The organism is Anaerovirgula multivorans (genome assembly GCF_900188145.1).
In the GTDB taxonomy this organism is placed as follows: domain Bacteria; phylum Bacillota; class Clostridia; order Peptostreptococcales; family Natronincolaceae; genus Anaerovirgula; species Anaerovirgula multivorans.
In genome coordinates, this window is record NZ_FZOJ01000015.1 from 82,299 (window position 1) to 107,599 (window position 25,301).

Annotated in this window: 24 protein-coding genes; 19 read left to right on the forward strand and 5 right to left on the reverse strand. The window is 38.1% G+C overall.

Annotated features, from left to right (window positions below; all coding sequences use genetic code 11):
* Window positions 1–83: 83 nt before the first annotated feature.
* The 4 genes from ptsP to CHB72_RS15155 form a co-directional block, all read right to left on the reverse strand.
* On the reverse strand, window positions 84–1,790 hold the full coding sequence (gene ptsP / locus CHB72_RS15140) for a phosphoenolpyruvate--protein phosphotransferase (protein ID WP_089283729.1): 1,707 nt from the start codon (window positions 1,788–1,790) through the stop codon (window positions 84–86).
* A 15-nt stretch (window positions 1,791–1,805) separates the two neighbouring features.
* The gene (locus CHB72_RS15145) at window positions 1,806–2,066 is read right to left on the reverse strand and encodes an HPr family phosphocarrier protein (protein WP_089283730.1); all 261 of its coding nucleotides are present in this window, start codon (window positions 2,064–2,066) and stop codon (window positions 1,806–1,808) included.
* Window positions 2,067–2,093: 27 nt separating this feature from the next.
* Window positions 2,094–4,106 carry a glucose-specific PTS transporter subunit IIBC gene (ptsG, locus tag CHB72_RS15150; protein WP_089283731.1) on the reverse strand — a complete coding sequence of 671 codons (2,013 nt, stop codon included), beginning with the start codon at window positions 4,104–4,106 and terminating at the stop codon, window positions 2,094–2,096.
* 218 nt (window positions 4,107–4,324) lie between these two features.
* Window positions 4,325–5,182: a BglG family transcription antiterminator gene (locus CHB72_RS15155; protein WP_242975148.1), complete on the reverse strand. Its 858-nt coding sequence runs from the start codon at window positions 5,180–5,182 to the stop codon at window positions 4,325–4,327.
* A gap of 708 nt (window positions 5,183–5,890) precedes the next feature.
* Between CHB72_RS15155 and nhaC the strand changes: the two genes are divergently transcribed.
* The 19 genes from nhaC to CHB72_RS15245 all read left to right on the forward strand — a co-directional run bounded on the left by nhaC (window position 5,891) and on the right by CHB72_RS15245 (window position 23,942).
* Entirely contained in the window at window positions 5,891–7,324 is a 1,434-nt protein-coding gene (gene nhaC / locus CHB72_RS15160; RefSeq protein ID WP_089283733.1) for a Na+/H+ antiporter NhaC, read from the forward strand.
* A gap of 108 nt (window positions 7,325–7,432) precedes the next feature.
* Window positions 7,433–8,644, forward strand: coding sequence for a M20 family metallopeptidase (locus CHB72_RS15165; protein ID WP_207652576.1), 1,212 nt, complete (start codon window positions 7,433–7,435; stop codon window positions 8,642–8,644).
* A 193-nt stretch (window positions 8,645–8,837) separates the two neighbouring features.
* Window positions 8,838–10,367, forward strand: a complete 1,530-nt coding sequence (locus tag CHB72_RS15170; RefSeq protein WP_089283734.1) for an amidohydrolase — start codon at window positions 8,838–8,840, stop codon at window positions 10,365–10,367.
* A 47-nt stretch (window positions 10,368–10,414) separates the two neighbouring features.
* Window positions 10,415–11,989, forward strand: a complete 1,575-nt coding sequence (locus CHB72_RS15175; protein ID WP_089283735.1) for an amidohydrolase — start codon at window positions 10,415–10,417, stop codon at window positions 11,987–11,989.
* Window positions 11,983–13,116: an AfsR/SARP family transcriptional regulator gene (locus tag CHB72_RS15180; protein ID WP_089283736.1), complete on the forward strand. Its 1,134-nt coding sequence runs from the start codon at window positions 11,983–11,985 to the stop codon at window positions 13,114–13,116. Before CHB72_RS15175 ends, CHB72_RS15180 begins: the two co-directional genes overlap by 7 nt.
* A 221-nt stretch (window positions 13,117–13,337) precedes the next feature.
* Window positions 13,338–13,790: a deoxycytidylate deaminase gene (locus tag CHB72_RS15185; RefSeq protein WP_089283737.1), complete on the forward strand. Its 453-nt coding sequence runs from the start codon at window positions 13,338–13,340 to the stop codon at window positions 13,788–13,790.
* A gap of 20 nt (window positions 13,791–13,810) precedes the next feature.
* Window positions 13,811–14,899, forward strand: a complete 1,089-nt coding sequence (locus tag CHB72_RS15190; RefSeq protein ID WP_089283738.1) for a glycosyltransferase family 4 protein — start codon at window positions 13,811–13,813, stop codon at window positions 14,897–14,899.
* A gap of 94 nt (window positions 14,900–14,993) precedes the next feature.
* A complete protein-coding gene (locus CHB72_RS15195) occupies window positions 14,994–15,335 on the forward strand; it encodes a DUF3870 domain-containing protein (protein ID WP_207652577.1) in 342 nt (113 codons plus the stop codon).
* Between the two features lie 171 nt (window positions 15,336–15,506).
* Window positions 15,507–16,883 carry an aspartate aminotransferase family protein gene (locus CHB72_RS15200; protein ID WP_089283740.1) on the forward strand — a complete coding sequence of 459 codons (1,377 nt, stop codon included), beginning with the start codon at window positions 15,507–15,509 and terminating at the stop codon, window positions 16,881–16,883.
* A 66-nt stretch (window positions 16,884–16,949) separates the two neighbouring features.
* Window positions 16,950–17,762, forward strand: coding sequence for a BKACE family enzyme (locus tag CHB72_RS15205; RefSeq protein ID WP_089283741.1), 813 nt, complete (start codon window positions 16,950–16,952; stop codon window positions 17,760–17,762).
* A 70-nt stretch (window positions 17,763–17,832) separates the two neighbouring features.
* Window positions 17,833–18,099, forward strand: a complete 267-nt coding sequence (locus CHB72_RS27970; protein ID WP_330397051.1) for a transposase — start codon at window positions 17,833–17,835, stop codon at window positions 18,097–18,099.
* Between the two features lie 30 nt (window positions 18,100–18,129).
* On the forward strand, window positions 18,130–18,600 hold the full coding sequence (locus CHB72_RS27975) for a hypothetical protein (protein WP_330397050.1): 471 nt from the start codon (window positions 18,130–18,132) through the stop codon (window positions 18,598–18,600).
* Between the two features lie 33 nt (window positions 18,601–18,633).
* Window positions 18,634–18,999 (forward strand): NADAR family protein, encoded by a 366-nt coding sequence (locus tag CHB72_RS15215; RefSeq protein ID WP_242975149.1) that lies wholly within the window; start codon window positions 18,634–18,636, stop codon window positions 18,997–18,999.
* Between the two features lie 191 nt (window positions 19,000–19,190).
* Window positions 19,191–19,643, forward strand: coding sequence for a MarR family winged helix-turn-helix transcriptional regulator (locus CHB72_RS15220; protein ID WP_089283743.1), 453 nt, complete (start codon window positions 19,191–19,193; stop codon window positions 19,641–19,643).
* 22 nt (window positions 19,644–19,665) lie between these two features.
* Window positions 19,666–20,763, forward strand: a complete 1,098-nt coding sequence (locus tag CHB72_RS15225) for an ABC transporter substrate-binding protein (protein ID WP_089283744.1) — start codon at window positions 19,666–19,668, stop codon at window positions 20,761–20,763.
* A gap of 8 nt (window positions 20,764–20,771) precedes the next feature.
* Window positions 20,772–21,809: a FecCD family ABC transporter permease gene (locus tag CHB72_RS15230; protein WP_089283745.1), complete on the forward strand. Its 1,038-nt coding sequence runs from the start codon at window positions 20,772–20,774 to the stop codon at window positions 21,807–21,809.
* Complete coding sequence (locus tag CHB72_RS15235) at window positions 21,809–22,579, forward strand: ABC transporter ATP-binding protein (protein WP_089283746.1); 771 nt, start codon at window positions 21,809–21,811, stop codon at window positions 22,577–22,579. The genes CHB72_RS15230 and CHB72_RS15235 overlap by 1 nt, the downstream gene beginning before the upstream one ends.
* Window positions 22,580–22,642: 63 nt before the next feature.
* Window positions 22,643–23,650 (forward strand): methyltransferase, encoded by a 1,008-nt coding sequence (locus CHB72_RS15240; RefSeq protein WP_089283747.1) that lies wholly within the window; start codon window positions 22,643–22,645, stop codon window positions 23,648–23,650.
* A gap of 94 nt (window positions 23,651–23,744) precedes the next feature.
* On the forward strand, window positions 23,745–23,942 hold the full coding sequence (locus tag CHB72_RS15245; RefSeq protein WP_089283748.1) for a transposase: 198 nt from the start codon (window positions 23,745–23,747) through the stop codon (window positions 23,940–23,942).
* A 272-nt stretch (window positions 23,943–24,214) separates the two neighbouring features.
* Here the strand turns inward: CHB72_RS15245 and CHB72_RS15250 are convergent, their stop codons facing one another.
* The gene (locus tag CHB72_RS15250; RefSeq protein ID WP_176431402.1) at window positions 24,215–25,189 is read right to left on the reverse strand and encodes a hypothetical protein; all 975 of its coding nucleotides are present in this window, start codon (window positions 25,187–25,189) and stop codon (window positions 24,215–24,217) included.
* Window positions 25,190–25,301: the final 112 nt, after the last annotated feature.

The window sequence follows — 25,301 nt, forward strand, 5'->3', positions numbered from 1 at the left end:
AAGTTCTTTAACGATTTTGCAAAACTGTGCTAAAAAATAGACACTGCCTTCCCCACAAAAGGGGAGGTAGTGTCTATTTACAATTATTTAATAGTATTTTTTAAATACTCTTCTATTTCATCTGCTGTTCCCATAGATAATACTTTTTCAACAAGTTCCTGCGTTTTATTAAAGGTCAATGTTTGAATTAGCTTTCTTGCAGGTAAGATAGAAGAGGGGCTCATGCTAAATTCATCAAGTCCCATTCCTAAAAGAATTGGAATCATTCTTTTATCTCCTGCCATTTCTCCACACATTCCCACCCAGATTCCTTCCTGATGACCATGATCAATTACCATTTTAATCAACCTTAAAACTCCAGGATTAAAGGGCTGATATAGATGGTCTATTTTTTCATTCATTCTATCAACTGCACAGGTGTACTGAATCAAGTCATTTGTACCTATGCTAAAGAAATCTACATGCTTTGCTAAGATATCACTTATGATTGCAGCAGATGGAACCTCTATCATCATTCCAACTTCTATGTTAGAGGCATAGGATATTCCTTCTTTATCAAGATCTGTCTTAACCTCATTTAATACTGCTTTTGCTTCTAGCAGCTCTTCTAAGCTAGATATCATTGGAAACATAATTTTTAAATTACCATATATACTTGCTCTTAGTAATGCTCTCAATTGTGTTTTAAAGATTTCTTTCTCCTTTAAACAAAGGCGAATTGCTCTATATCCTAAAAATGGATTCATCTCTTCATCGATCTTAAGATATGAAAGCTTCTTATCTCCTCCAATATCTAAGGTTCTAATCACTACCGGTTTTGGATTCAATGCCTCCAACACCTCTTTATATGCTTGGAATTGCTCTTCTTCGTTTGGCAGTGAATCTCTATTCATATAAATAAATTCTGTTCTAAATAGGCCTACCCCTTCAGCATCATTTTTTTGTAATCCTTCAATATCCTGCGGTGTACCAATGTTTCCTGCAAGTTCAAGCTTTCGTCCGTCAGCAGTTATACTTTCTTTGCCTTTTACTTCCTCCAAAGCTTTTCTTTCTTCTTCATAGGCTTCTTTTAATGCCTTGTATTGCTCGGTTACTTCATCAGGTGGATTGATCTCTATCCTCCCTGTTTCTCCATCGAGAATGACAAAATCAAGAGACTCTAATTTTTCAGTAATATCCTTCAAGCCTACAACTGCTGGTATTTCCAGTGATCTAGCCATAATAGCCGTATGGGAGGTTCTGCCGCCAATATTTGTTAAAAAACCTAAAACCTTTTCTTTGTTCATTGTAGCTGTATCAGAAGGGGTCAAATCATGAGCAATTAGAATAACGTCTTCTTCAAGCATTGATAAATCAGTGGTTTGCTCCCCTGTAATATTTCGTAGAATTCGGTCTGATACGTCTCGAATATCCGCTGCCCTTTCTCTCATATATTCGTTATCCATAGCCTCAAAAATTGTAATAAACTCTAGGACGGTTTGTTTTAAAGCATAGGCTGCATTCAATTTTTCTTTTTCTATCCTATTTATAGTATTGTCAGTTAGTTCTGGGTCTTCTAAAATCATGATATGTGCGTCAAAAATAGCAGCTTTCTCTTCTCCAAGCTCCTTTAATGTTTTTTCTCTAACCTTTGCTATTTGAGACTTGGAAATTTCCATTGCCTCTAACAGCTTACCTTTTTCTTCCTCTGCGCTTGTAATTTCTTCTTTTTCAATGATTAATGGTTCATTTCGAACAATTAATACTTTTCCCAAAGCAATCCCTGGAGAAGCACCAGTTCCAACGATCATATATATCCCCTCCTACTATTCGTTGAATTTTGAATTAATAAGATTTTCTAAAGCTTCAACTGCTTCTTTCTCATCGGCTCCTGTAGCAATAATTTTAATTTCAGCACCTTTTTGCAAACCAGCACTTAAGATATTTAGAATAGATTTTCCATTGATTAGTTTACCATTAAATTCTATGTTAATATCTGAAGTAAATTGTGATGCAACTTTTACAAATGAAGATGCTGGCCTAGCGTGTAATCCTGTCTCATTTTGTATCATTACTTTTCTTTCCATTTTAATTTCCTCCTTAGATTTAATTTGCTATTTATTAATTATTAATACACTTTCTTCTCCAGATTTCACCTGAATTCCTGTCTTAAAAGATAAAACTTGATCCTCTGCAAGGTTGGTAAAGATAATTGGTGTTATAAGGGATTTGGCTTGACTCTTTACTTCATCTAAGTTGACACGAAGTAATAGCTGCCCTGCTTTTACTGTATCTCCTTGTTCTACAAAGGTTTCAAAGCCTGCACCCTTTAGATTGACGGTATCAATGCCAAAATGAATTAAAACTTCAAGTCCATTATCTGACACAATACCTATAGCATGCTTCGTCGGAAATAAGGTTGCCACCTTTCCGTCTACAGGAGAAACAACCTCTCCGTTAATTGGTTCGATAGCAAATCCTTCCCCCATCATTTTTGCCGCAAAAACCTCGTCTGCTACATCCTTCAGCTCCAAGAGTCTTCCATTCAAGGGCATAACAAAATGATCTTTTCCTGCTTTATTTTTATTTGGTGCATCAATAATTACTGCAGATGCTACCTCACCTTTCATTACCTTCTGAATTTGTGTCTTTAGTTGATCAGACTTTGGACCAAAAATAGCTTGAACATTGTCTCCAACCTCCAGCACTCCAGATGCACCCAAACTCTTAAGCTTTGCTTTATCAACTTTTTTATTGCTTTTTACACTGACACGAAGACGGGTAATACATGCATCTAAATTTCTTATATTTTCTTTTCCGCCTAATGCTTGTAACACGTTAATTGCCAAGTCTCCTGCAGTTCCCGTGGTATCAACTTCCTCTTCATTGTCTTCACGACCAGGTGTTTTAATATTCCATTTTCTGATTGCATAACGGAAGCCAAAGTAATAGATCACTGAAAACATTAATCCTATAGGTATTACTAGCCACCAAGCTGTACGGTTTGGTAATACTCCAAACAATAAATAGTCAATCACTCCACCAGAGAAGGTCATACCAATCTTGATATTTAAAATGTGCATGGTCATAAATGACAGTCCTGCAAATAAGGCATGTAAGGCAAATAGTAACGGTGCGATGAATAAGAAGGTAAATTCAATGGGTTCTGTAATCCCTGTTAAAAAGGATGTCAATGCCGCAGACATCATGATCCCTGCAATATACTTTTTCTTATCTTTTCGAGCTTCGTGATACATTGCCAAGGCGGCAGCAGGTAAGCCGAACATCATAAATGGGAACTTACCAGTCATAAATGTACCAGCTGTAAAGGGGACATTGTCCTTTAACTGTTCAAAGAAAATTCTTTGGTCACCACGAACCAACTCTCCTGCTTTGTTTACATACTCGCCAAATTCAAACCAGAAGGGATTGTAGAAAATATGATGCAAACCAAAGGGAATTAAGGCTCTTTCAATTATACCAAATATAAAGGCAGCTAAGGTTCTGTTTGAGTCGATCATACTATGAGAGAATGCATTTAATCCACTTTGGATTGTTGGCCACACAAAGGTCATGGCAATTCCTAGTATAAGAGCAGAAACTGCTGTGATAATGGGGACGAATCGCTTACCAGCGAAGAATCCTAAATACTGAGGAAGTTCAATATCATAGTACTTCTTATATAGGTAAGAAGCCAAGATTCCTATAATTATACCACCAAAAACCCCGGTTTGAAGGGTAGGAATGCCTAAGGCACTGGTATAGGCAGGATTTTCACTTATTAATTCAGGAGTAACATTTGCAATGCTCCCCATGGTAACATTCATTACCAAGTATCCAACAATGGCGGCCAGACCTGCTACACCCTCACCACCGGCTAATCCTATTGCTACTCCAACAGCAAACAATAACGGAAGATTGGTAAAAATAATTCCTCCAGATTGTTCCATCACCCTGGCCATCATCTGAAACCAAGCGGTATCTAAATAGGGCATTCTTTCTAATAATTGTGGGTTTTGAAATGCGTTGCCGAAGGCCAGCAACAGTCCAGCAGCAGGTAGTATTGCCACTGGCAACATTAGTGCTTTTCCTACTTGTTGTAAAACACCAAATATTTTTTTAAACATAGTTGTCGTTCTCCTTTCTTAGTCTTTTGAGGATTTTACGTAAAAAAAGCATGAATAAAAGAGCGCTGAAATAGTCATGTAGCTATCTCAACAAATCTTTTACTCATGCCTGATCGTATCAGTAACACGTAAAATCATGTTGTATTATTTAATTATTTAAAAATATATTAACATAGAACGTTTTCCTTTTCAACATTTTTATTTTAAAACCGACAAAATTAATTCTCTAAACAATCAGTTCTATTCTTTTTATTTATTAATTTGTGTACATGTAGAGCAATGTAGCTTACTTCATTTTCTGGTATAGAAAGCTCTAATGTTCTTTCCATTATTTTTGATATATCGTATGCCACTTTAAATTCCACTGCAAGTTCATTCTTCAATTTAGATACAAAAGTACTTTTGATATACTGATTTTTTTCAACGCGACTAATGACTCCTCTTAAATGCATGATTAGTCTTTTATAATCAAAGGAATCTCTATCAAAGTTAACAGCTAATTTCTTTTCAATATAGCTATGAACTTTGCTTATCGTCATTGAATGTTTTAGTGCCTTTATTTTGTCGTTATTTCCTCTGCCACCATAAAAGTGCAGGGCCAAGAAACCAATTTCAGTATCAGGAATCTCCATCTTCAAGTTTTCCATTAGTATGGCTACAGCTTTTTCGGCCAGTTTAAATTCAACAGGATACAGTAGCTTTGTCTCATATAGGAAGGGATTAACGATTTCGATGCCTTCTTTTAATCTTTTTATGGCAAAATTTACGTGATCAATTAATCCGATATTCATTTTTGAACTCATATCTTCATCTAATTCACGAGTAACCATTTCATTAATCTTTTTACATAATTCAATAATTTTGGGATCTACTGTTTCAAAGAAACTTTCATATTCATGATGATTTAATCCTTCCAATGAAATAAACTTTTGTTCTATCTCCTTTAGTTCCTCTAAAAGATCTCCTTTTTTCTTCCCAAAGCCTATACCTTTCCCAACAAAAACATAATTTTTTTGGTTCTTTTCTACGAGTATTACATTATTACTTAATATTTTTTTTATAATATATTTATCCACTGTTAACCTCCATAAATCAGCTTTAATTGTTGGAAAATTATAGTTTGCATTCATATTTAGAAAAAAGTTTTCCTTTGCAGAATTTAAAGGATGACTTTCCTGAAATGAATAGCAGAAATTATGAAGCTGTCTATGGTCATTAAATGTTCATAATTTCCTGTTGATTACAGAAATTGTATTATACTGAAATGCAAATGTCAATATAACAACTGGCGAAATTGCTCTATTGCTGTTTTGTTTAATAGATGGATCATCCATTGGAATTAAAAGCTTTTCTTAGTATATAGAATTAAATGATAATTATTCAAATAATTTAGATAGGACAAAGTCTCGCTTCATGTTTATACAATGTTGCAAATAATTATTAACGTATTATTAGAATTTTCTAATAATAACACATATTAAAACGTTAAATAAAACAATTGAATAAACAGAAGGGTGATATGGTAATATAAACAACATATAAATTTTCCTACATGACGTGCTGAGCTGATGCTCAAATAATAGTATTGTATATGTTAAGAGAAGAAACTAGGGGAGGTGTTAGAAGATTTGACATAATTATACATTGTATTATAGTATTATAATTTTTAAAAAATCAATAGAGAATTATAAACTACTTTTAGCTTATATATAAGTTATAATTTCTGCTATTGATTCTGAGGTAAGTAAGCGACTAAATATTATGTTAAAAGGGGGAAGGATTGTATGAGTACGGAAAAACGACCGAGTTTCGGTGCAGCTATTTTTGTTATTTTATTCCTATGTTTTGCAATGTTTGCACAGATTTTTATTATTGGACAGGATTGGGTTACTCACATCACTTTAATCCTTGTTGCGGCCGTTGCGGCCGTCGTGGCTATGATATCAGGCTTTACCTATGACGAGGTGCAAAAGGGAGTGTTATATGGCTGTGAGATAGCTATGCTGCCTATGTTGATATTAATGCTGGTAGGGGTCTTGGTTGCTTCTTGGATTCCAGCTGGAACGATACCTACATTAATTTATTATGGGCTTAGCTTTATTTCACCATCAGTGTTTCTACTTACCGTTGCTATTGTGTGTTCTGTAGCTTCTGTAGCTACTGGAAGCTCGTGGACTACAGGGGCAACCTTTGGGGTAGCCTTTATGGGAATTGGTAGTGGATTAGGGATTCCAGCCGCTATGACAGCTGGTGCGGTTATTTCGGGTTCTATTTTTGGTGATAAAATGTCACCACTATCTGATTCAACAAACCTAGCTGCCGGTGTTGCGGAAGCGGACTTGTTCGATCATATTAAAAGCATGTTCTATACAACTGGTCCTGCCATGTTGGTTTCTTTAGTAATTTATGCTATTCTTGGAATGCGTTTTGCTGGTGGGCAACTGGATACAGTACAAATTGATACCATTTTAAATGGGTTAAGAGAAAACTATTTTATTAGCCCTATTACGCTAATACCACCAATCGTCGTAGTTATATTAGCAGTAAAGCGGGTATCCGGTTTAGCGGTTATGATTATTGCTTCTCTTTTAGGGGCATTATTTGCTATTGCTTTCCAAGGCTTCAGTGTTGGTGAAATGGCTAGCTTTATGAATGATGGTTTCGTCTCTACTACTGGTGTTGCAGAGGTAGATGCGTTATTAAGCCGAGGTGGCTTGCAAAGTATGATGTGGACCATTTCTTTAGGTTTTATTGCCTTGAGTATGGGTGGGATTTTAGAGAAAACAAGAATGTTAGAAGTATTGTTAGAAAAAATCTCAGGCATCGTAAGTACAGCCAAAGGGCTAATCACAACTCACGTTGTATCTGCTATAGCGGTTAACCTTTTCTCTGCCAGCCAATATATGGCAATTTTGATTCCTAGTCGTATGTTTGTTCCAGCCTATAAAAAACTAAGAATTTTACCACAGGTAAATTCTAGAACTGCTGAAGATGCTGGTACAGTAACATCACCATTGGTACCATGGGGGCTTTGCGGGGTATTCTTTACAGGGGCACTAGGCGTTCCTACAATGCAGTATTTCCCTTATGTTTTTCTATCCTTCGTAACACCAATTGTTGCTGTTGCTTATGCCTTCCTTGGCATTGCTATATTTAAAGAAGGAGAAATTAAGAGTGTGAAAACCTATAATGACCCAAAAGAAGAAGTGAAAGCTTAGCTGTAATAAGAGCTAGAATAGAAATTATATATGCCTTCCTATTTTTTATATGGGAAGGCATTCTATTGATATGTCTAAGAGATCATATTTGTGCTAAGGAGGGATTTTGTGGAGGCTATCAAGGACTTAAATCAACACATCAACAGGGATAAGGTGGTAAGCTTATTGTCAGACTTAGTAAAGATCTACAGTCCTTATTTTCAAGAGGATGAAATTATGCAGTATACCCATAATTGGTTTAAAGAAAGGGGAATGGATGCGAACTATCATCGTTATCATGAAAAGAAGGTAACCAATTTCAGAGGAACCAATGTAATCGGTCGATTGACGGGTAAGGATGAGGGACCCATCGTATTATTGAACGGTCATTTAGATACAGTGCAGATTTGTGAAGGTTGGACAAAGGATCCATTAGGAGCGAAAATAGAGGGAGATAAGCTGTATGGCGTAGGTGCATTGGATATGAAGGCAGGATGCGCTGCTATGATGCTGGCGGTGGAAGCCTTTCATAATACTGTAAAGGATTTCAATGGAGAAGTGTTATACACCTTTGTTTCTGATGAAGAGGGACCCTACGGACTAGGAACGGATGCTCTAATATTAGATGGTTATACTGATTATGTAGATGTAGCTATAGTTACAGAACCCAGCAGTGGGTTTTCAGAGGAGGACTTTCCTTGCTTATGTTTAGGGGCTAGAGGAGGATGGAATTATACTGTTTCCTTTAAAGGAAGAAGTGCCCATGCTGCTAGTCCTGAAAAGGGGATTGATGCCATAGAAGATGCTGCAAAGGTACTGCTGGAGCTAAAAAAAGCTCCTTTATATCAAGATTCAAAGCTGGGAACAGGGTCTATTGCGGTTATCGATTTTAAGGGAGGCGGTGCCGCCTGTAGCGTAGCGGATACTGCATCCTTTACTATATTTAGACACACCGTTAGAGGTGAGGATCTCAGTTATCTGCGAAGAGAGGTAGAGGAAGCCATCCGAAGAGCTGATATAAAGTCTACTGCTACGATGCAATTTAGAGAAGCACCTCATCCACAATCAGGAGGCTTCAATCCCTACATTGTTTCTGAGACGAACCCCTATACAAAGGCAATGAAAAGAAGTATAGAGGATGTAACTGGAAAGGATCCAGCGATTGCTTATTTTCCAAGTATAGGAGATTTTAACTCTCTCGGAGACCGAGCAAAGCTGCCTACCTATGTTTTTGGTCCAATCGGTGAAAATTATCATAGTGCAGATGAGTATGTGGAGATAGATTCAGTTGTAAAAACAGCTGAAATCATATATCATTATTTAGTAGAGATACTAGTGTAAACTATACGCCTATATAATTAAATTTTAATATACACGGTTTACGGTTTGGCCCTCGAGTGAAAAGCATAGCCAAGGACTGCAAATGTAGCCCTTAGTATATTAAAATTTAGGGGGATATATCTATAACAGGTTGAGGCTAAGTAAAATTAGGTGCTAAGCTTTAATCTTAACCTTAATAAAGGGATGGTGCTACATGGAGAGAGTGGACATCTATATAAATGGGAATGTGATTACCTGCGAAGAAGAGGGTAAATATGCAGAGGCTTTTGCTGTAAAGGAAGGAAAGTTCCTAGCTGTAGGCTCTAAAGAAGAAGTGATGATGACTACAGAAGGAGATAGAGCTATACACGACCTAAAAGGGAAAACGATTGTGCCAGCCTTTGTTGATAGCCATGTGCATTTTGTACAGACGGGATTAAATGCTCTGGCGATACAGCTGCATCATTGTAAAACGATTGAAGAGGTGCTAAACACCATAAAAATGGCGGATAAACCTGAAAAGGGGATCATCAGAGCAGTTGGTTTTGATGAAAGCAATTTAATAGAAAAACGTTATCCTACCATGGAGGAATTGGATGCTATTGTGGAGAAGCAACCTTTATGGATCTGTAGGATTGATTCTCATTCCAGTGTTGTCAATTCTGCCGCTTTCAAAGATTTAAACCTACCGGAGGATACCTCTGGTATTGTCAAGAACCAGGAGGGGAAACCAACGGGGGTTTTAAGAGAAAAAGCAAACTCTCTATCAAGGAAACATGCTTTGGAGAATACCTCCATGGAGGAAAGGGTAAAAGCTGCTAAGGAAGCGGAGAAATTGGCTTTAGTAAAGGGTGTTACTCTAGTGAATGCTTTGGAGGGGGGAGAACTCTTCCACGATATGGATGCAGATTTCTTATTGGAGTATAAGGATCAATTGAAAATTCAAGCGGAGGTTTTCTATCAAACGACGGATGTAGAAAAGGTTCTAAAAAAGGGATTGAAAAGAATAGGTGGATGTGTGATACTTGATGGATCTATAGGATCTAGAACTGCGGCTATTTCCGAAGTCTATAGGGATGATCCTTCTACTAATGGGGTATTATATTTTGATGAGGAAGCTTTAAGGGAATTTGTACTGGAGGCTCATCGAAAAGGACTACAAGTGACGGTTCATGCTTTAGGAGATCGGGCTATACAGCAGATCATTGATGTTTATAAGTACTGCCTACAGGTTTTTCCAAGGAAAGATCATCGGCATAGAATTGAACATTTTGAGTTAGCGACAGAGAAACAAATAAAAGAAGCATCAGCCATGGGGCTGGTGGTGTCTATGCAGCCAGCCTTTGAATACTTTTGGGGTGGAGAAGGTGGTATGTATAGAGATCGATTGGGAGAAGAAAGAGGCAGAAAAACTACTCCCTTAGGAATGGTGGTAAAACATGGAGGCATTGCAATAGGAGGCTCCGATAGCGACGTTACGGCGATCGATCCTTTGTTGGGGATTCAGTCGGCTGTTAACCATGAAAATGAAGAGAACAGAGTTTCACCCTATGAAGCTTTAAAGATGTTTACACTTCATGGGGCCTATGCTGTCTTTCAAGAGGATAGAAGAGGTTCCATTAAGCCAGGGAAGATTGCAGACTTTGTTGTGTTAGAGGAAAATCCTCTTACTGCCGAGGCAACTACCATCAAGGATATTGCTATATTGGGAACCTATGTTGCTGGAGAAAAAGTTGAAATATAAACCCTTGCTTAAGTAAGGGTTTTTCTCAATTATAGGAGGCTAAAATTATGGATGACAATAATCTGTTACTATACAATGGAAAATTAATCACCCTCTCAGAGGATATGCCCTTTGGAGAGTGGCTTTATATAAAAAAAGGGTTTATCGAAGACATCGGCATAGGGGAAGGATACAAACAGTATTTACAAGAGACCCCTAGTATCGATTTAAAGGGATATACCTTGATTCCTGGGTTTATCGATAGTCATGTACATTTGATGGAGTCCGCATTTAATGCTTTGGGTAACGATCTAGGGAATTGCAGCTCCATTGAGGACGTTTTAGAGGCTCTTAAAAGGGCAAAGGTGGAAAAAACCGAATGGGGCAATATGATCCATTGCATAGGACTGGAGGAAATCAAATTAAAAGAAAAGCGAATGCTTACCCGTTGGGAATTGGATCAAGTGGTGAAGGATAAGCTAGTATGGATTTCAACAATAGAATACCATGTTAGTGTTGTCAATACCCTTGGCTTTAGGCTATTGAATTTGCCCTTTAATCTTCCGGGAATAGAAAGAGACGAAAATGGAGTACCGACAGGGGTTTTACGAGGAAGGGCCAACTTCTTAGCAAGAAAGAAGCTGCTAGGACTTACCTCCGACGATACTCGAGGTAAGGGAGTAAGAGAAATTTTCAAACGGGTAATAGAGGCAGGGGTTACCACCATTAATGCCATGGAGGGAGGCTTTCTATTTCATGATAGAGATGCAATGTATGTTCATAAAAATCTAAAAAAATTTCCAATAGATGTGGAGTTGTTTTTTCAGACCATAGATGTCTCTAAGGTAAAGGCAATGAATCTTAAAAAAATTGGGGGATGTATTTTTGTGGATGGTTCCTTTGGTGCTCACACTGCAGCTTTAGAGCATCCTTATACAGACGATGAAAGCAACAGAGGGACATTATTTTTTACCAGAGAGGAAATTACAAGCCTTGCGCAAGAAGCCATTGCCAATGATTTAGATGTGACGTTACATGCCATAGGTTCTCGAGCCATAGGCCTTGTGCTAGAGGCTTACGAAGCTGCTAAGAGAAAGTATCCTAACAGCAGAAGTATATTGAGGATAGAGCATTTCGAGTTACCAAGTCAAGAACAAATCAAAATGGCAGTAAAGCTAGGGGTTATTTTATCGATGCAGCCTACCTATGAATATTTGTGGGGAGGAGAAGGAAAAATGTATGAGGTGCGATTAGGAGAAGCAAGGAGAAAACGCACCAATCCCTTCTCAACAATTCTTGCCCAGGGAGGAATCATAGCAGGAGGATCTGATAGCGATGTTACACCTATTAAACCGTTATTAGGAATCCATAGTGCTGTAAACCATCCTACTACTAGAGAAAGAATTACTGCTTATGATGCATTAAAACTTTTTACTATTAATGGAGCAATAGCAATTGGCAAGGAAACAATAAAAGGGAAGATAGCAAAGGGATATTTGGCAGACGTATGTTTATTAGAGGATAATCCTTTAGAGATAGAGGCTAGTAAGATTAAGGATATTCAAGTGTTGGGGACAATAAAATCTGGTAAAGTATTGTACTTAGCAGAGAGCATACAGGCTGGAGGTGAGGCCGAGTGCTAAAGTTCTTTTTTTTAGGGGAACCTAGAATCCTGGTGAAGGATAAGGACATAAGTAACAGGATTAGTAGTAAAGCAGTGGGAATTCTAGCTTATTTATCAGCCCATTGTGGAGAAAAAGTATCGCGGGATCGAATTGCTTCTATGTTTTGGAATGAAAGCTCCCGAAAATCTTCCAAATATAATCTCCGATATACCTTGTGGTCTATTAAAAAAGAGCTAAAAGAAGAGGGAGTAGAGGAAGAAATTATTCTTTCTCCAGATAAAGAAACCTGTTATTTTGTGGAGGGGGGGTTTTGGCAAAGTGATGTCCGTCTACTAGAAGAGGCGGTGAATAAGATTAACGAGAAAGGGGCCACCCTTCAGCAGTATCAGGAGATTCTCGAGCTTTATGGAGGAGAATTTTTACAGCATATTTCCTTGCGGGGAAATCCTGAATTAGATGATTGGATTATTTATGAAAGAGAAAGAGTACAAAAGCTGTATTTTGATGGGCTCATTCTTTTATCTAGGCAGTTTTCCAACATGGGACAATATAGTAAAGGAGTCAACTGTCTACAGAAATTACTTTATATTAACCCATTGCAGGAGGAGTTACATCATCAGCTTATGGAGCTTTATTTGTTAAATGGAGATAGAATTCAAGCAATACAACAATATGAACGTTGTGCAGAGATCCTAAGGACAGAACTCAATATCAGTCCTATGGAAAAAATGACTGAGTTTTATTATAGGATTAAAAATGGGCAAGAGAGAGGGACTCCGTTAAAACAAGATGAAGGATTTCATAAAAACATAAATTATTTTGTGTTGGGAGAAATTGTAGAGGGGGTATTGGACACCTATCCTCAATTGGTAAAGCAGCTTCCAGAGGACATTTTATGGGAACTAGCCAAACTGGTTCCAGGAATAGAAAGAAGCATAAATAGGCTCCCCTTGACCTATCATTCTCAAGACATTGAGAAGCTAAGAATTTTTAAAGCAGCAACATTTCTATTACGGGAGGCTGAACTTCAGGGGGCTATACCTACGATAAAGGTGGTTGGAACAGTGGACAAGGTTTCTTTACAGTTTTTGGCTTACATAGCTGCTAAGTTTCCACATATTACAATTCCTGTTGAAACTATTTAATCTTTATTTTTAGAAAAATAATGAAACAAATTGTAAGTATCCTTCGTCTATTATGTATATAATGCCAAATCACTATTTAACTTGTGTTATGGCTAAAAAAGTATTATAATATGGAATTGTATATGATAAATATTAAATTTTTGTTACAATTCTAACAGAGGTAATAAAATTGTGTTATGATAGAGATAATGATAAAGGATAGGGACAAGGGGTTGTCAAATATGCGCCCATCTTGGGATCAATACTATATGGAAATGGCAGAAGTGGCCAAAAAACGATCTACCTGTAAGCGTAGACAGGTAGGAGCTGTTATTGTGAAAAACCAACGGATTTTGGCTAGTGGATATAATGGAGCACCTAGTGGTATAACCCACTGTGAAGAGGCTGGTTGTCTGAGGGAGGAATTAAAGGTTCCCTCTGGAGAAAGACATGAGCTGTGTAGAGGACTGCATGCTGAACAAAATGCTATTATTCAGGCAGCACTTCATGGGGTAGGGATCAAGGACAGCATCATCTATGTAACGCATATGCCTTGTATTATTTGTACCAAAATGATGATTAATGCTGGTATAAAGAAGCTGATATATAAAGGCGATTATCCAGATCGCTTATCGGAGCAGATGCTGCAGGAAGCTGGTATGATTGTTGAAAAGTATACTGAGGATGAAAAGTAGCTTAAGAACGGAGTGAAATGATGGATTATTATATTTTCGCATTTATTATAGCAATGTCTCTTTCCTATATACTGACACCCTATGCAAAACGGATAGCGCATAAAATAGGGGCTATTGATGTACCTAAGGATAACAGAAGAGTACATAAAGTACCAATACCTAGGTTAGGCGGACTGGCTATATATATTGCTTTTATAGTTGCTACCTTGATTATGGCAGTAGTCAGCCGTGATGTTTTAGATATTAGCAAAGGATTGATTGGTATTTTTGCAGGTGCAACCATCATTGTACTTATAGGTGTAATAGATGATTCTAAACAAATATCTGCAAAGTATAAATTGTTAGGACAGATTATAGCAGCTACAATAGTTGTTTATAGCGGTGTTGAGGTTGAGTTTATTACCAATATACTTAATAAGACTACTGGAACATTTCCATTAGGAAAGTTAGGTGTACCTTTAACCATCTTTTGGATTGTAGGGATTACCAATGCAGTAAACCTCATAGATGGATTAGATGGTTTGGCAGCAGGAGTGTCCTCTATAGCAGCCTTGTCCTTAGCTTATGTAGCTTATTTAAGTGGGCAAGAAAATGGTCCAGCGATAGCTATGATACTCATTATTTTAGCAGGTTCTTTAATAGGCTTCTTACCATACAACTTTAATCCAGCAAGAATATTTATGGGGGATACTGGGTCTTTATTAGTAGGTTTTATATTGGCTACTATATCGATAGAAGGGCTCATAAAAAGTGCCGCTACTATTGCTGTAGCGATACCAGTATTAGCGATACCAGTATTAGCTCTTGGAGTACCTATTTTTGATACCACCTTTGCCATCATCAGAAGGCTTGTAAATGGGAGGCCTATTATGGAAGCAGACAAGGGGCACTTGCATCATAGATTATTGGATCAAGGATTAAGTCAAAAACAAACAGTGTTGGTGCTATATTTCATTAGTATGCTGTTTGGAGCCAGTGCTATTGCCATCTCTGGCAGCAATAGAATAGGGGCCTACTTGATTTTAGTAGCTGTGTCTTTTGTAGTATTCTGGGGAGCATTGAGAATTGGTTTAGTAAAAAAACCACAGGAGAGAAAAGCCAACTCCTAAAGAGAATGCTAATTAATTAAAAAGATGTTGGTTGTAATTGCCAGCTATAAAGTATATAATGATATTGAAGACAAATAATCTACATGGTGATTCTATGAAACATTATGATGAAGATACAGTTTATTTTATCTCTTATGCCAAGTTACCAACTGAGATTCCAGCAGCTGCCCTTCATAAGGTAGTAGGAATAGGTTTAATTATTAATACCAAAACTGGTAGAATCGTTGATGTCTCTTGTACATTACTTACCCAAGAGGCGAAGGACTTTATGAGGTCTATACTAATTGGGCGAAACCTGCACGAGGAAGATATTGACGATATAACAAATACCATTAAACTCAGATATCATGGTTACGCGCAAAAAGCTGTATGTGTAGCCATCAAAGGTAGCATTGAACGATACAATACATGGAAACAAGAACAAATAAAGAAATAAAGCATACTGCTTTTCTTACAACGATTATGTAACCCATAATGGTTAAGTGAGTAAAACCCAGTATAATTATACCTATTTATCATCCAATCAATAAAATTTGGCGGGATAAGTGGGCATTATTATATTGGGTTTTTTTATTAATTAAAATAAAATCAAAGGGGAGGTTTTTTCATGAGTGCAAATAAGGCTCCTAAGAATCATGTGTTTTACAGAAATCAAAATTGGCATTATCCTAAAATCCAAAAGGGAGAAGGGGTGTACCTCTATGGAGAAGACGGCAAAAGATATCTAGACGCTTGCTCTGGTTCAGCTGTTGCCAACATTGGACATGGCAACAAGGAGATTGCGGAATTTGCAAAGCAGCAGATTGAACGTGTTGCCTTTACACATTTATCAAGATGGACAGTGGATGTAATCGAAGAATGTGCTGCTAAGGTATGTGAATGGGCACCTGGAGATTTAAATCATGTGTATTTTGTATCTGGAGGTTCTGAAGCTACAGAAACAGCTATGAAGATGGCGAGACAGTACTTTATAGAAAGAGACGGTAAAAAGAGTTCTAAATGGAAGGTAATCTCTAAATGGGATTCCTATCATGGCAACACCTTAGGGGCACTTTCCATGACGGGTCATCCAGGGCGTAGAAAGTATTACGATCCTATGCTGGCTAATTTCCCCAAAATCCCACAGTTCTACCATTATAGAAATCCATGGGGCTGCGAAACAGCAGAAGAAACCAGCATAAAAGCAGCTGAAGCCTTAGAGACTGAAATATTAAGACAAGGCGCTGATAACATTGCTGCCTTCATTACAGAACCAGTTGTAGGTTCTGCTATACCAGGTGTACATCCTGAAAAGATTTATTTCGAGATGGTTAGAGAAATCTGTAATAAGTATGATGTATTGTTAATCGTAGACGAGGTAATGGCAGGGTTTGGAAGAACTGGAGAAAAATTTGCAGTAGATCACTTTACTACTGTGCCTGATATTATTGCTTGTGCCAAGGGAATGAGTGCTGGCTATACACCAATGGGGGCAACGATATGCAATGATGAGATCTTTGATACCATTATGGTTAAGGGCTCTGGCAACTTTGTTCATGGGCATACCTATGCCAGTAATCCATTATCATGTGGGATTTCATTAAAAGTATTGGAAATCATCGAAAGAGAAAATTATTTAGAAAATGCTAAGATACAGGGAGGATATTTTATAGAGAAGCTTCGAGAGCTATATAAATATCCTATCATTGGAGATGTTCGGGGAAAAGGATTAATGACAGGCTTGGAGTTTGTTAAGGATCAAAGCACCAAGGAACCTTTTGAGGTGAGTGAAAACGTAAAGGGTAAGTTCACGGTTAACTGTTTAGCAGAAGGAATTGTACCTTATCCAGGTGGCGGTTCAGCAGATGGAGTTCGTGGAGATGATACCCTATTGGCACCACCAATCAACATTACTAGAGAAGAAGTGGATGAACTATTGGCAGGGTTAGAAAGAGCTATAGCAAAGACCTGTGAAGATGTTTTGGGAGCAAATGTAGAAGCCTAAGGTTGGATAATGATATAAAAAGATGTTCTATAGCTTGGACTACATTTAACAAGGGGGGGAATATACGTGGAAAAACTAATTATAACGATAGCACCTACTGGAAATGTTCCAACAAAGGAATTAAATCCAAATACGCCGGTTACGTCTGATGAAATCGTAGATACGGTTGCGAAATGTAGAGAGTTGGGAGCAGCTATTGCCCATCTACATGTTAGAGATGAAAATGGTGAACCTACTAGTGAACGAGGACTTTTTAAAGAGGTTGTAGATAAAATCCATGCCAAAAAGCTAGATATTATTACACAGCTGTCTACAGGAGCTAGGGGAGGCGGCAATACGTCAGAGTGGAGAAGTCAAATGTTGGACTTAAATATCGAAATGGCGAGTTTAGCAACTGGTTCTTCTAACTTCCCAGGTTCGGTTAACGCCAATTCGCCAGAGCTTATTCAATACTTAATTAACACCATGAAACAAAATGGTGTAAAACCAGAAATTGAAGCCTTTGACATGGGTATGATTGATAACGCAAGATATTTATTGAAGAAGGGAATTTTAACTGGGTCCCTGCATTTTAATCTAGTTATGAATGTGCCTGGCTCTATTTCAGGTACTCCAAGAAACCTAATTCATATGGTGGAGAGCTTACCTCAAGATTCTACATGGTCCGTAACTGCCATCGGCAAGGCGCATGTTCCATTGTTGACAATGGCTATAGCTATGGGAGGGAATGTAAGAACAGGGCTAGAGGATGTACTAGAGATATCTAAAGGGGTTCCAGCCAGCAATGAGATGTTGATGGAAAGAGTTGTAGGAATTGCAAAAGCCGTAGGTCGTGGGATAGCTACTCCAGATGAAGCAAGAAAAATACTGAGCTTATAATACGGTGAGACCAAGGGGACGGTTCTATTGGTTGAATCACCTCTAAATTTATGATAGCATATATTTGGAGGTGATTTTTTATGCCAAGAAAAGCAAGAAAAAAAGTGAAAGTGGTATTTATCATATAGTTTTACGGGGAATTAATAAGCAAATTATATTTGAAGATGAGGAAGATAATGTAAAATTTATACAGACATTGAAAGAATATAAAAATAAAAGTGGATACAAGATATATGAATATTGTCTAATGGGTAATCATGTCCATATCCTTCTACAAGAGTTAGAAGAGGGAATAGAAACAATTATGAGACGTATAGGATCAAGCTATGTATATTGATACAATTGGAAATATAAGAGATGCGGGCATTTGTTTCAAGATAGATATAAAAGTGAGCCAGTTGAAAATGAAAGCTACTTTTTAACGGTATTGAGATATATACACCAAAACCCATTAAAAGCAGGGATGACGAAGAACGTTAAAGATTATAAATGGAGTAGTTATAATGAATTTATGGATAAAGAAAAAATTGTAGATGCAGATTTTGCATTGAAAATATTTAATGAAGATAGAGAAAAAGGGATAGAAAAATTTAAAATACACCATGAAGAAATAAGTGCTATAAAATGCTTGGACATTGAAGGAAAAAAGAGATTGACAGATGAGAAAGCAATAGAAGTAATTAAAAGGATTTGTAGCTTGAAAAACTGTTTAGAGATTCAAAATATGAGTCAAGAAACGAGAAACAAATATATGAAACGATTAAAAGAAGAGGGACTATCCACAAAGCAAATATCAAGATTAACAGGAGTCAGCAGAGGAGTTGTTCTAAAAACCTAATCAAAAGAACTGTCCCTGTGATTTGTGATGTACATGAAAGCAAAGCTTTTTGCAGATGAAGAAATAGCGCAGAAGATACTAAAAGTAAAATCGCCCATTCAACAGAAGGTACTTGGACGGAAAGTAAGACATTTTGATCAGAAAATATGGGAAAGTAATTGTAAGAAGGTTGTATATGATGGGAATTATGCTAAGTTTACACAAAATACAGATTTAAAACAGTTGCTTATGAAGACGAAAGGAACGACACTAGTGGAAGCAAGTCCTACTGACCGTATCTGGGGTGTTGGCTTGGCAGAAGAGGATTCAAGAATCTTGGATCGGAAGACGTGGAAGGGGAAGAACTGGCTAGGTGAAATATTAACGCAGCTAAGGAAGGATTTGTTGGGAGTGGAGTAATGTAGAGGAAATAAGTTGAGCAGCTCATCGCTTTTGAGAGCTGTTTTTTCATTTGTATACTTGACATACAAATATTTTTATTGTATGCTTGACATACAATAAGTTATAAGATGCTAACTTTGAGAGAAGATGAAAAAATGGTTGAGCAAAAAGAAAATCTATACAACGGATAAGACGAAGGAGAGAGTGACATGAGTGACCTAAAAAACTTGGTTATTAACGACTTTATCAAGATGACCGAGCGAATTGCAAACGGAAAAACCAATGTGTTGGACTTCGGTTCGGAAGATATGACTTTTTACCGGGGTGAAATTCACATGCTCAAAATGGTGGGCGACTATCCGGGGATCTTCATCTCTGAAATGGCGCGAAATTTCAATATTACCCGTGCAGTTGTGGCAAAGACTGTACGAAAACTGGAAAAACGCGGATTTTTGTTGAAGGAGGAGGATCGTGAGGATAAGAAGCGCCTGTGTCTTTTCCTGACAGAAAAAGGGAAAAAGGTATATGAACTGCACCACATATACCATCAGGAATTTGACCGTCCGCTGTTTGCTTATCTTGAAAGCTTGGATGAGGCTGATTTGCATATCATTCAGGAATTTCTGAAACACGCGAACAGTCTGATTGAAAATCACTTTTAGCGATTGGAGGAAATGAATAAACGTGAAAAACCTATGGATAATCATTCTAGCTAGCGTACTTGCATTGTTCTTCGCCGGTTGTGGAAATGTTCCCGCTTCTTCTGCGTCAGATATTGAGGATACAAGTAGGTCTCTGGTAAGAACCGTTACCGATTTAGGAGGAAATACCGTAAAACTCCCGCCTGCAGAAGAAATACGCCGTGTAGTGGTTATTGCTCCGCCTACAGCTTCAATACTGCTGGGAGTTATTCCTGATACAGACATGATCGTAGGGGCAAATGAGCGGGCTTTTACTAGTGCCAACAATGAAATTGTAGGCAAGCTGTTTCCAAACTGGAGCCGTGCCGAGACCGCTTTTGTGAGTGAAGGCTTTGTATCAAATACCGAGGAGCTTTTGAAACTTAACCCGGACATCGTGTTTTACTACGGGGACTTCCAAAAATCTGGGATTGAGAACCTTGGGATTCCTACGGTTGATTTTATGATAGAAGGTGAAAACAATCCCCAAACCGTGACGATTGCATGGGACAATCTGATGCGCCGTATCTTTGACATGGAAGGCTCGACTACTCTAGAACAGGAATGGAAAGACTCGAACCAAAAGGCACAGGAAGTTTTGAGTACATATAAAGGGGAAAAGAAAAGTGCACTGTTCCTCTTCAGTAATACCGGAGGTGCGATTGCCGTTTATGGAAGCCACACCTATGCAGATACATGGTTTGAAAAGAGCGGCCTTATCAATGCGGCAGCAGATGTGAAAGGACAGGCTGAAGTAAGTATGGAACAGCTTTATGAGTGGGATCCGGATCATATTTATGTCTTTATCGGAAGCCCTGCATCCATGATGCTCTCCAACAAAGTAAAGGGACAGGATTGGTCGATGCTCACTGCATATAAAAACAAGACCATCATCGACATACCACAGGCCATCTATTCCTGGGGATCACCCTGCTCCGATTCGCCGCTTATGCCCTTATGGCTGATTTCCAGAAGCTATCCCGAGCTTTTAAGCGTGAAGGAATTTTCAACTCTGTTTTCTAAATATTATGAAAGGATGTATGGCATTGAGCTTGGCGATGAACTGATTACAACTGTTTTAAGCCCGCGCAAGCCGCAATAATACGGTCAATGATTAACGAAAGAATTCAAAAAACCAAAACCAAATCTATTGTGTCAAAGCTGGTTGTGCTTGGAGGATTGCTGGTCCTTTCGATGCTGGGGTCTCTCTTGTGGGGGCGCTATAGTATGAATTCCGGTGAAGTTTTACAGGTATTTCAATCGAAACTTTCTGGCATACCTCATTCCGGTCTTGAAATCGCGGAGCACGTCATCTTTCAGGTCCGGCTTCCCAGAATTCTCATAGCTGCACTTATAGGTGCGGGACTTTCCGTAGTGGGGGCATCCTTACAGGGACTTTTTCAGAATCCCCTTGTTAGCCCTGATATACTGGGGGTCTGCTCTGGGGCTGGTTTTGGCGCGGCACTGGGCATCCTTCTCACATCGGGAATTGGGTATCTGACCACCGGGTTGTCTTTTTCTTTTGGATTGGTTAGTGTAATTTTAACGCTTTCAATGGTGAGAGTCAAAGGGCAGGCGCAAACCATGTCCTATATTCTCTCAGGTATCATTGTAACGTCAGTTTTTTCAGCTTTAACCTCGCTGATTAAATATGTTGCAGATGTAAACGACCAGCTTCCTGCCATTACCTTTTGGTTAATGGGGAGCTTTGCAAACACGAAATTTGAGGATTTAACGTTGATTCTTTTTCCCATTCTCGCAGGGATTGTGGGACTTCTACTGTTAAGATGGAGACTTAATATTCTTTCTCTTGGTGATGAGGAAGCGTTCTCTTTGGGAATCAACCCACAGGTGATACGTATTTCTGTTATCCTTTTCAGCACGGTTATTACTGCTGCCTGTGTGACGGTTTCAGGAATTATTGGTTGGGTGGGGCTGGTTATTCCACATATTTGCCGCCGTATCGTGGGAGTAAACCACAGCGGCCTTCTTCCCGCCTCCTGCCTGCTGGGTGCAAATTTTATGGTGATAGTGGATTGTGTTGCACGGAATTTAACTGCGGCTGAAATTCCGATTGGTATTCTTACGGCTTTGATCGGAGCGCCTTTCTTTGCACTGATCTACAGCCAAATGAAAGGAGAAGCATAATGCTGCTGCAAGTTGAAAACGGTAGTTATTCTTATACAAAGGAAAATCCTGTGCTGCAAGGCATAAACTTCTCTTTGCAGGAAGGAGAAATCCTTGCCGTCATGGGACCTAACGGGATTGGGAAAACAACACTGCTTAAATGTCTGATGGGTATTCTCAAATGGCAGTCGGGACATAGCCTGATCGATGGTCAAGACAGCGGCATGGAGAGAAAAAAGATCGGTTATGTACCCCAGGCACATCGTTTTTCCTTTTCCTACTCTGTGCGAGACATGGTGGTGTTTGGTCGGGCGAAATATATGTCTTTATTGGTGTCGCCCGGCAAGGAAGACTATAAAATTGCGGATGCTGCTTTGGAGGAAGTGGGGATTGTGCATCTGCGGGACAAATCTGTGAGCCGGTTAAGCGGAGGGCAGCTTCAACTTGTATTGATTGCCCGCGCTTTGGCTGGTCAGCCGTGCCTTTTAATACTGGATGAACCCGAATCCCATCTGGATTTTTCTAATCAATTCACCATACTGCAGATTATAAAGCGGTTGGCAAAAGAGAAAGGCATTGCCTGTGTAATGAATACGCATTACCCTGATCATGCGATTCGATTTGCCGACCATATTTTGCTTTTGAAAGGTGAACGATACCTTGTTGGACGGCCTCGTGATGTTCTTTCAAAAGAAAACGTGAGAGAATATTTTAAGATGGAATCTTCCATGGAACGTGTTTTTATTGATGGCAGGGAAATTGATTTATTTGTACTGCTGGATAAAATTTGATGAAAATTACAGGAATATGATTTTATTTAAGATACATTAACTGAATAGAAAGGGTGTGACAATGTGTATTGTCCAAAAGGAAATTCAAGTCTGTATTATAATATTCTGCACCAAAAAAGAGTGGCAGAAATTCTTCTGTCTGCCTTACGTTTTGACCTGTTTTCTTATCTTGAAAACTGGGAAACACCAGAGGCAGTTGCTGAAAAAAGCGGCCTTCATACACGGAGCCTGGCGCAGGTACTCAATGCGTTGGTCTCATTGGGATTTATTGAAAAGAAACAAAATACCTACAGAAATACTCCGCAAAGCAATGAGTTTTTAAATCGCAACAGCTTTGTATATTTGGGTGAAAGTCTTATTTTTCGAGAAAAAATGATGTCACTGAAGGACATTGATGAACGTCTTCAAATGGGACCGATTGCGGAGGTGATTCGTAATAATAGCGGCGTCGAAGTGTATGACTTTTATGAAGCAGCGCGGATCAGCATACCCGAAATGTACACAGGACGCGTGCAAGCCTTCATCGCTGCTGCGACGAGTATATATAACGACAAGCCGCCTAAAAACATACTGGACCTTGGCGGCGGCTCAGGAGTTCTTGCCATTGAGCTCATCAGAGCTTTTCCGGGCTGTCAAGGAACCATCTTTGAGCATCCTAGTGTAGCTGGACTTCCTCGTGAACTTGTGATAAAGGAAGGAGTCTCAGAACATATCACTGTATTGGAAGGAGATTTTAATAGGGATGATTTTGGCGATTCCTATGATCTTATCATAGCAGCAGGGATTCTTGATTTTGCCAAAGACCACTTTGAATACCTGATGAATAAATTATATAATGCCCTAAACCCTGATGGACTTTTATATTTAGTAACACATCAGATCCGCGAAGATTACTTATCTCCTCCAGAGAGAATTTTAGGCTGGTTGTCCAGCCATTTGGATGGCCTTGATTTACTGCTCACAGAAAAAAACATATCAGAAGCCTTGAGATCTCATGGGTTTAAAAAGATACAAGCAGGAACTGTGGGCGGGACCTTTGCATCTTTGAGGGGAATGTTTTTTTCAAAATAAAATTGACTCAGACCAAGGGTCAGATCAAGGGGACGGTTCTATTGGTTAAATCACCTCTAAATTTATGATAGCATATATTTGGAGGTGATTTTTTATGCCAAGAAAAGCAAGAGAAAAAAGTGAAAATGGTATATATCATATAGTTTTACGGGGAATTAATAAGCAAATTATATTTGAAGATGAGGAAGATAATGTAAAATTTATACAGACATTGAAAGAATATAAAAATAAAAGTAGATATAAGGTATATGGATATTGTCTAATGGGTAATCATGTCCATATCCTTCTATAAGAGTTAGGGTCGATTCAATGGGGACGGTCCTGGCTGTTACTCTCAGGATTTAAGGAAATTATAAAGAGATTAGAGGGTTTCTTACATCCTTCTAATCTCTGCAAACAAAATTTTTGCATATAATGAGATTTATTAAAGCTTAATGTGAATTAGCATCAAAACAATTTTCCATTTTCACGCATTCTACCGTCCCTTTGCTTTCGGCTAAACGTTTTCTTTACAAATGGAATGGTCGGCGTGGCATCGACACATCCCAAGTGTGCATATTCTGATTAAAAAAATACGTTTAAAATATTATTGCTCCATTTTGCAGCATTGTGCTGATTTAACCCATTTAGAGAATCATTCATATCATTAATGAAATTACTATTCAAACTAACATGACTCAAAGAATCTTTGAATTTATTTATAATATTTTGCACATTTTGTGCGTTTTCTTCAAATTCTTTGACTATCTCTGCTCTCCATTTTTCACCGTTTTTCTGTATAGTTTTAATGAAATCATTTAATTTAGAACTGTCATTAAATATATCCTTGAGATCAGTATCCCCATATTTTTTAGCATATGCGCTTGCACTAAAATAATCATCAGGTGCAGTTGGCAAGGTATAAGACTTAAAAGGTTCCATGTCTGAATTATCAAAAGCTACATATCCTTTTTCACGTAAAACATCATTTTCTGCATATTTATTAATTTCTGTTAAAAAGGCATTGGCTTCATCAGCATTATCAAAATAGTTTTGAGCAATATACTCTGAAAGTTTTATAGCAGTTTCTCTATTAATGGCACGTTCTTCAACAGTAGCGTTTGGATTATTAATAGTGCCCCTAATTTGTCCGGCAATTTCACTTGCAAGTAATGAAGCATTTTGCACTTTGCCTTCCAGTTTATCGGAAAGAAATTGTTCAAGAGTTCCTTCATTAAATATGTATTTTACACCAAGAATTTGAAACTCATTTTCCAAAGGGTTAATGTCTTGTCGTTCCGCGATACTTTTAGCGAAATCTAACTTCCTTTGTTCATAGTAGTCCTTGCGAAAAAATTCTTCATTAAGCTTGAGTGGACTGCTAAAATCATGTTCTTTTAGAGATTGAAACATTTTTTTTGCTTCATCGCTTATTTGAACTTCTACTTCGTTTTCATTGTTACAGCCGTTGTTTGAATTGTTTTCCTTAACCGGTTTTATCTTATTATTAAAATTAGTTATTGGAAAACTAGATGTAGCATAAGAAGTAATCCTATTCATTTATATTTCCTCCTCACTAAAACTCGTGGTCACGGGGCTATAAGCCCCGAAACTACGGTATTTTTTGTTCGAGTATATGTACTCGAACAGCTTACTTTGTGTTGTATAGCAG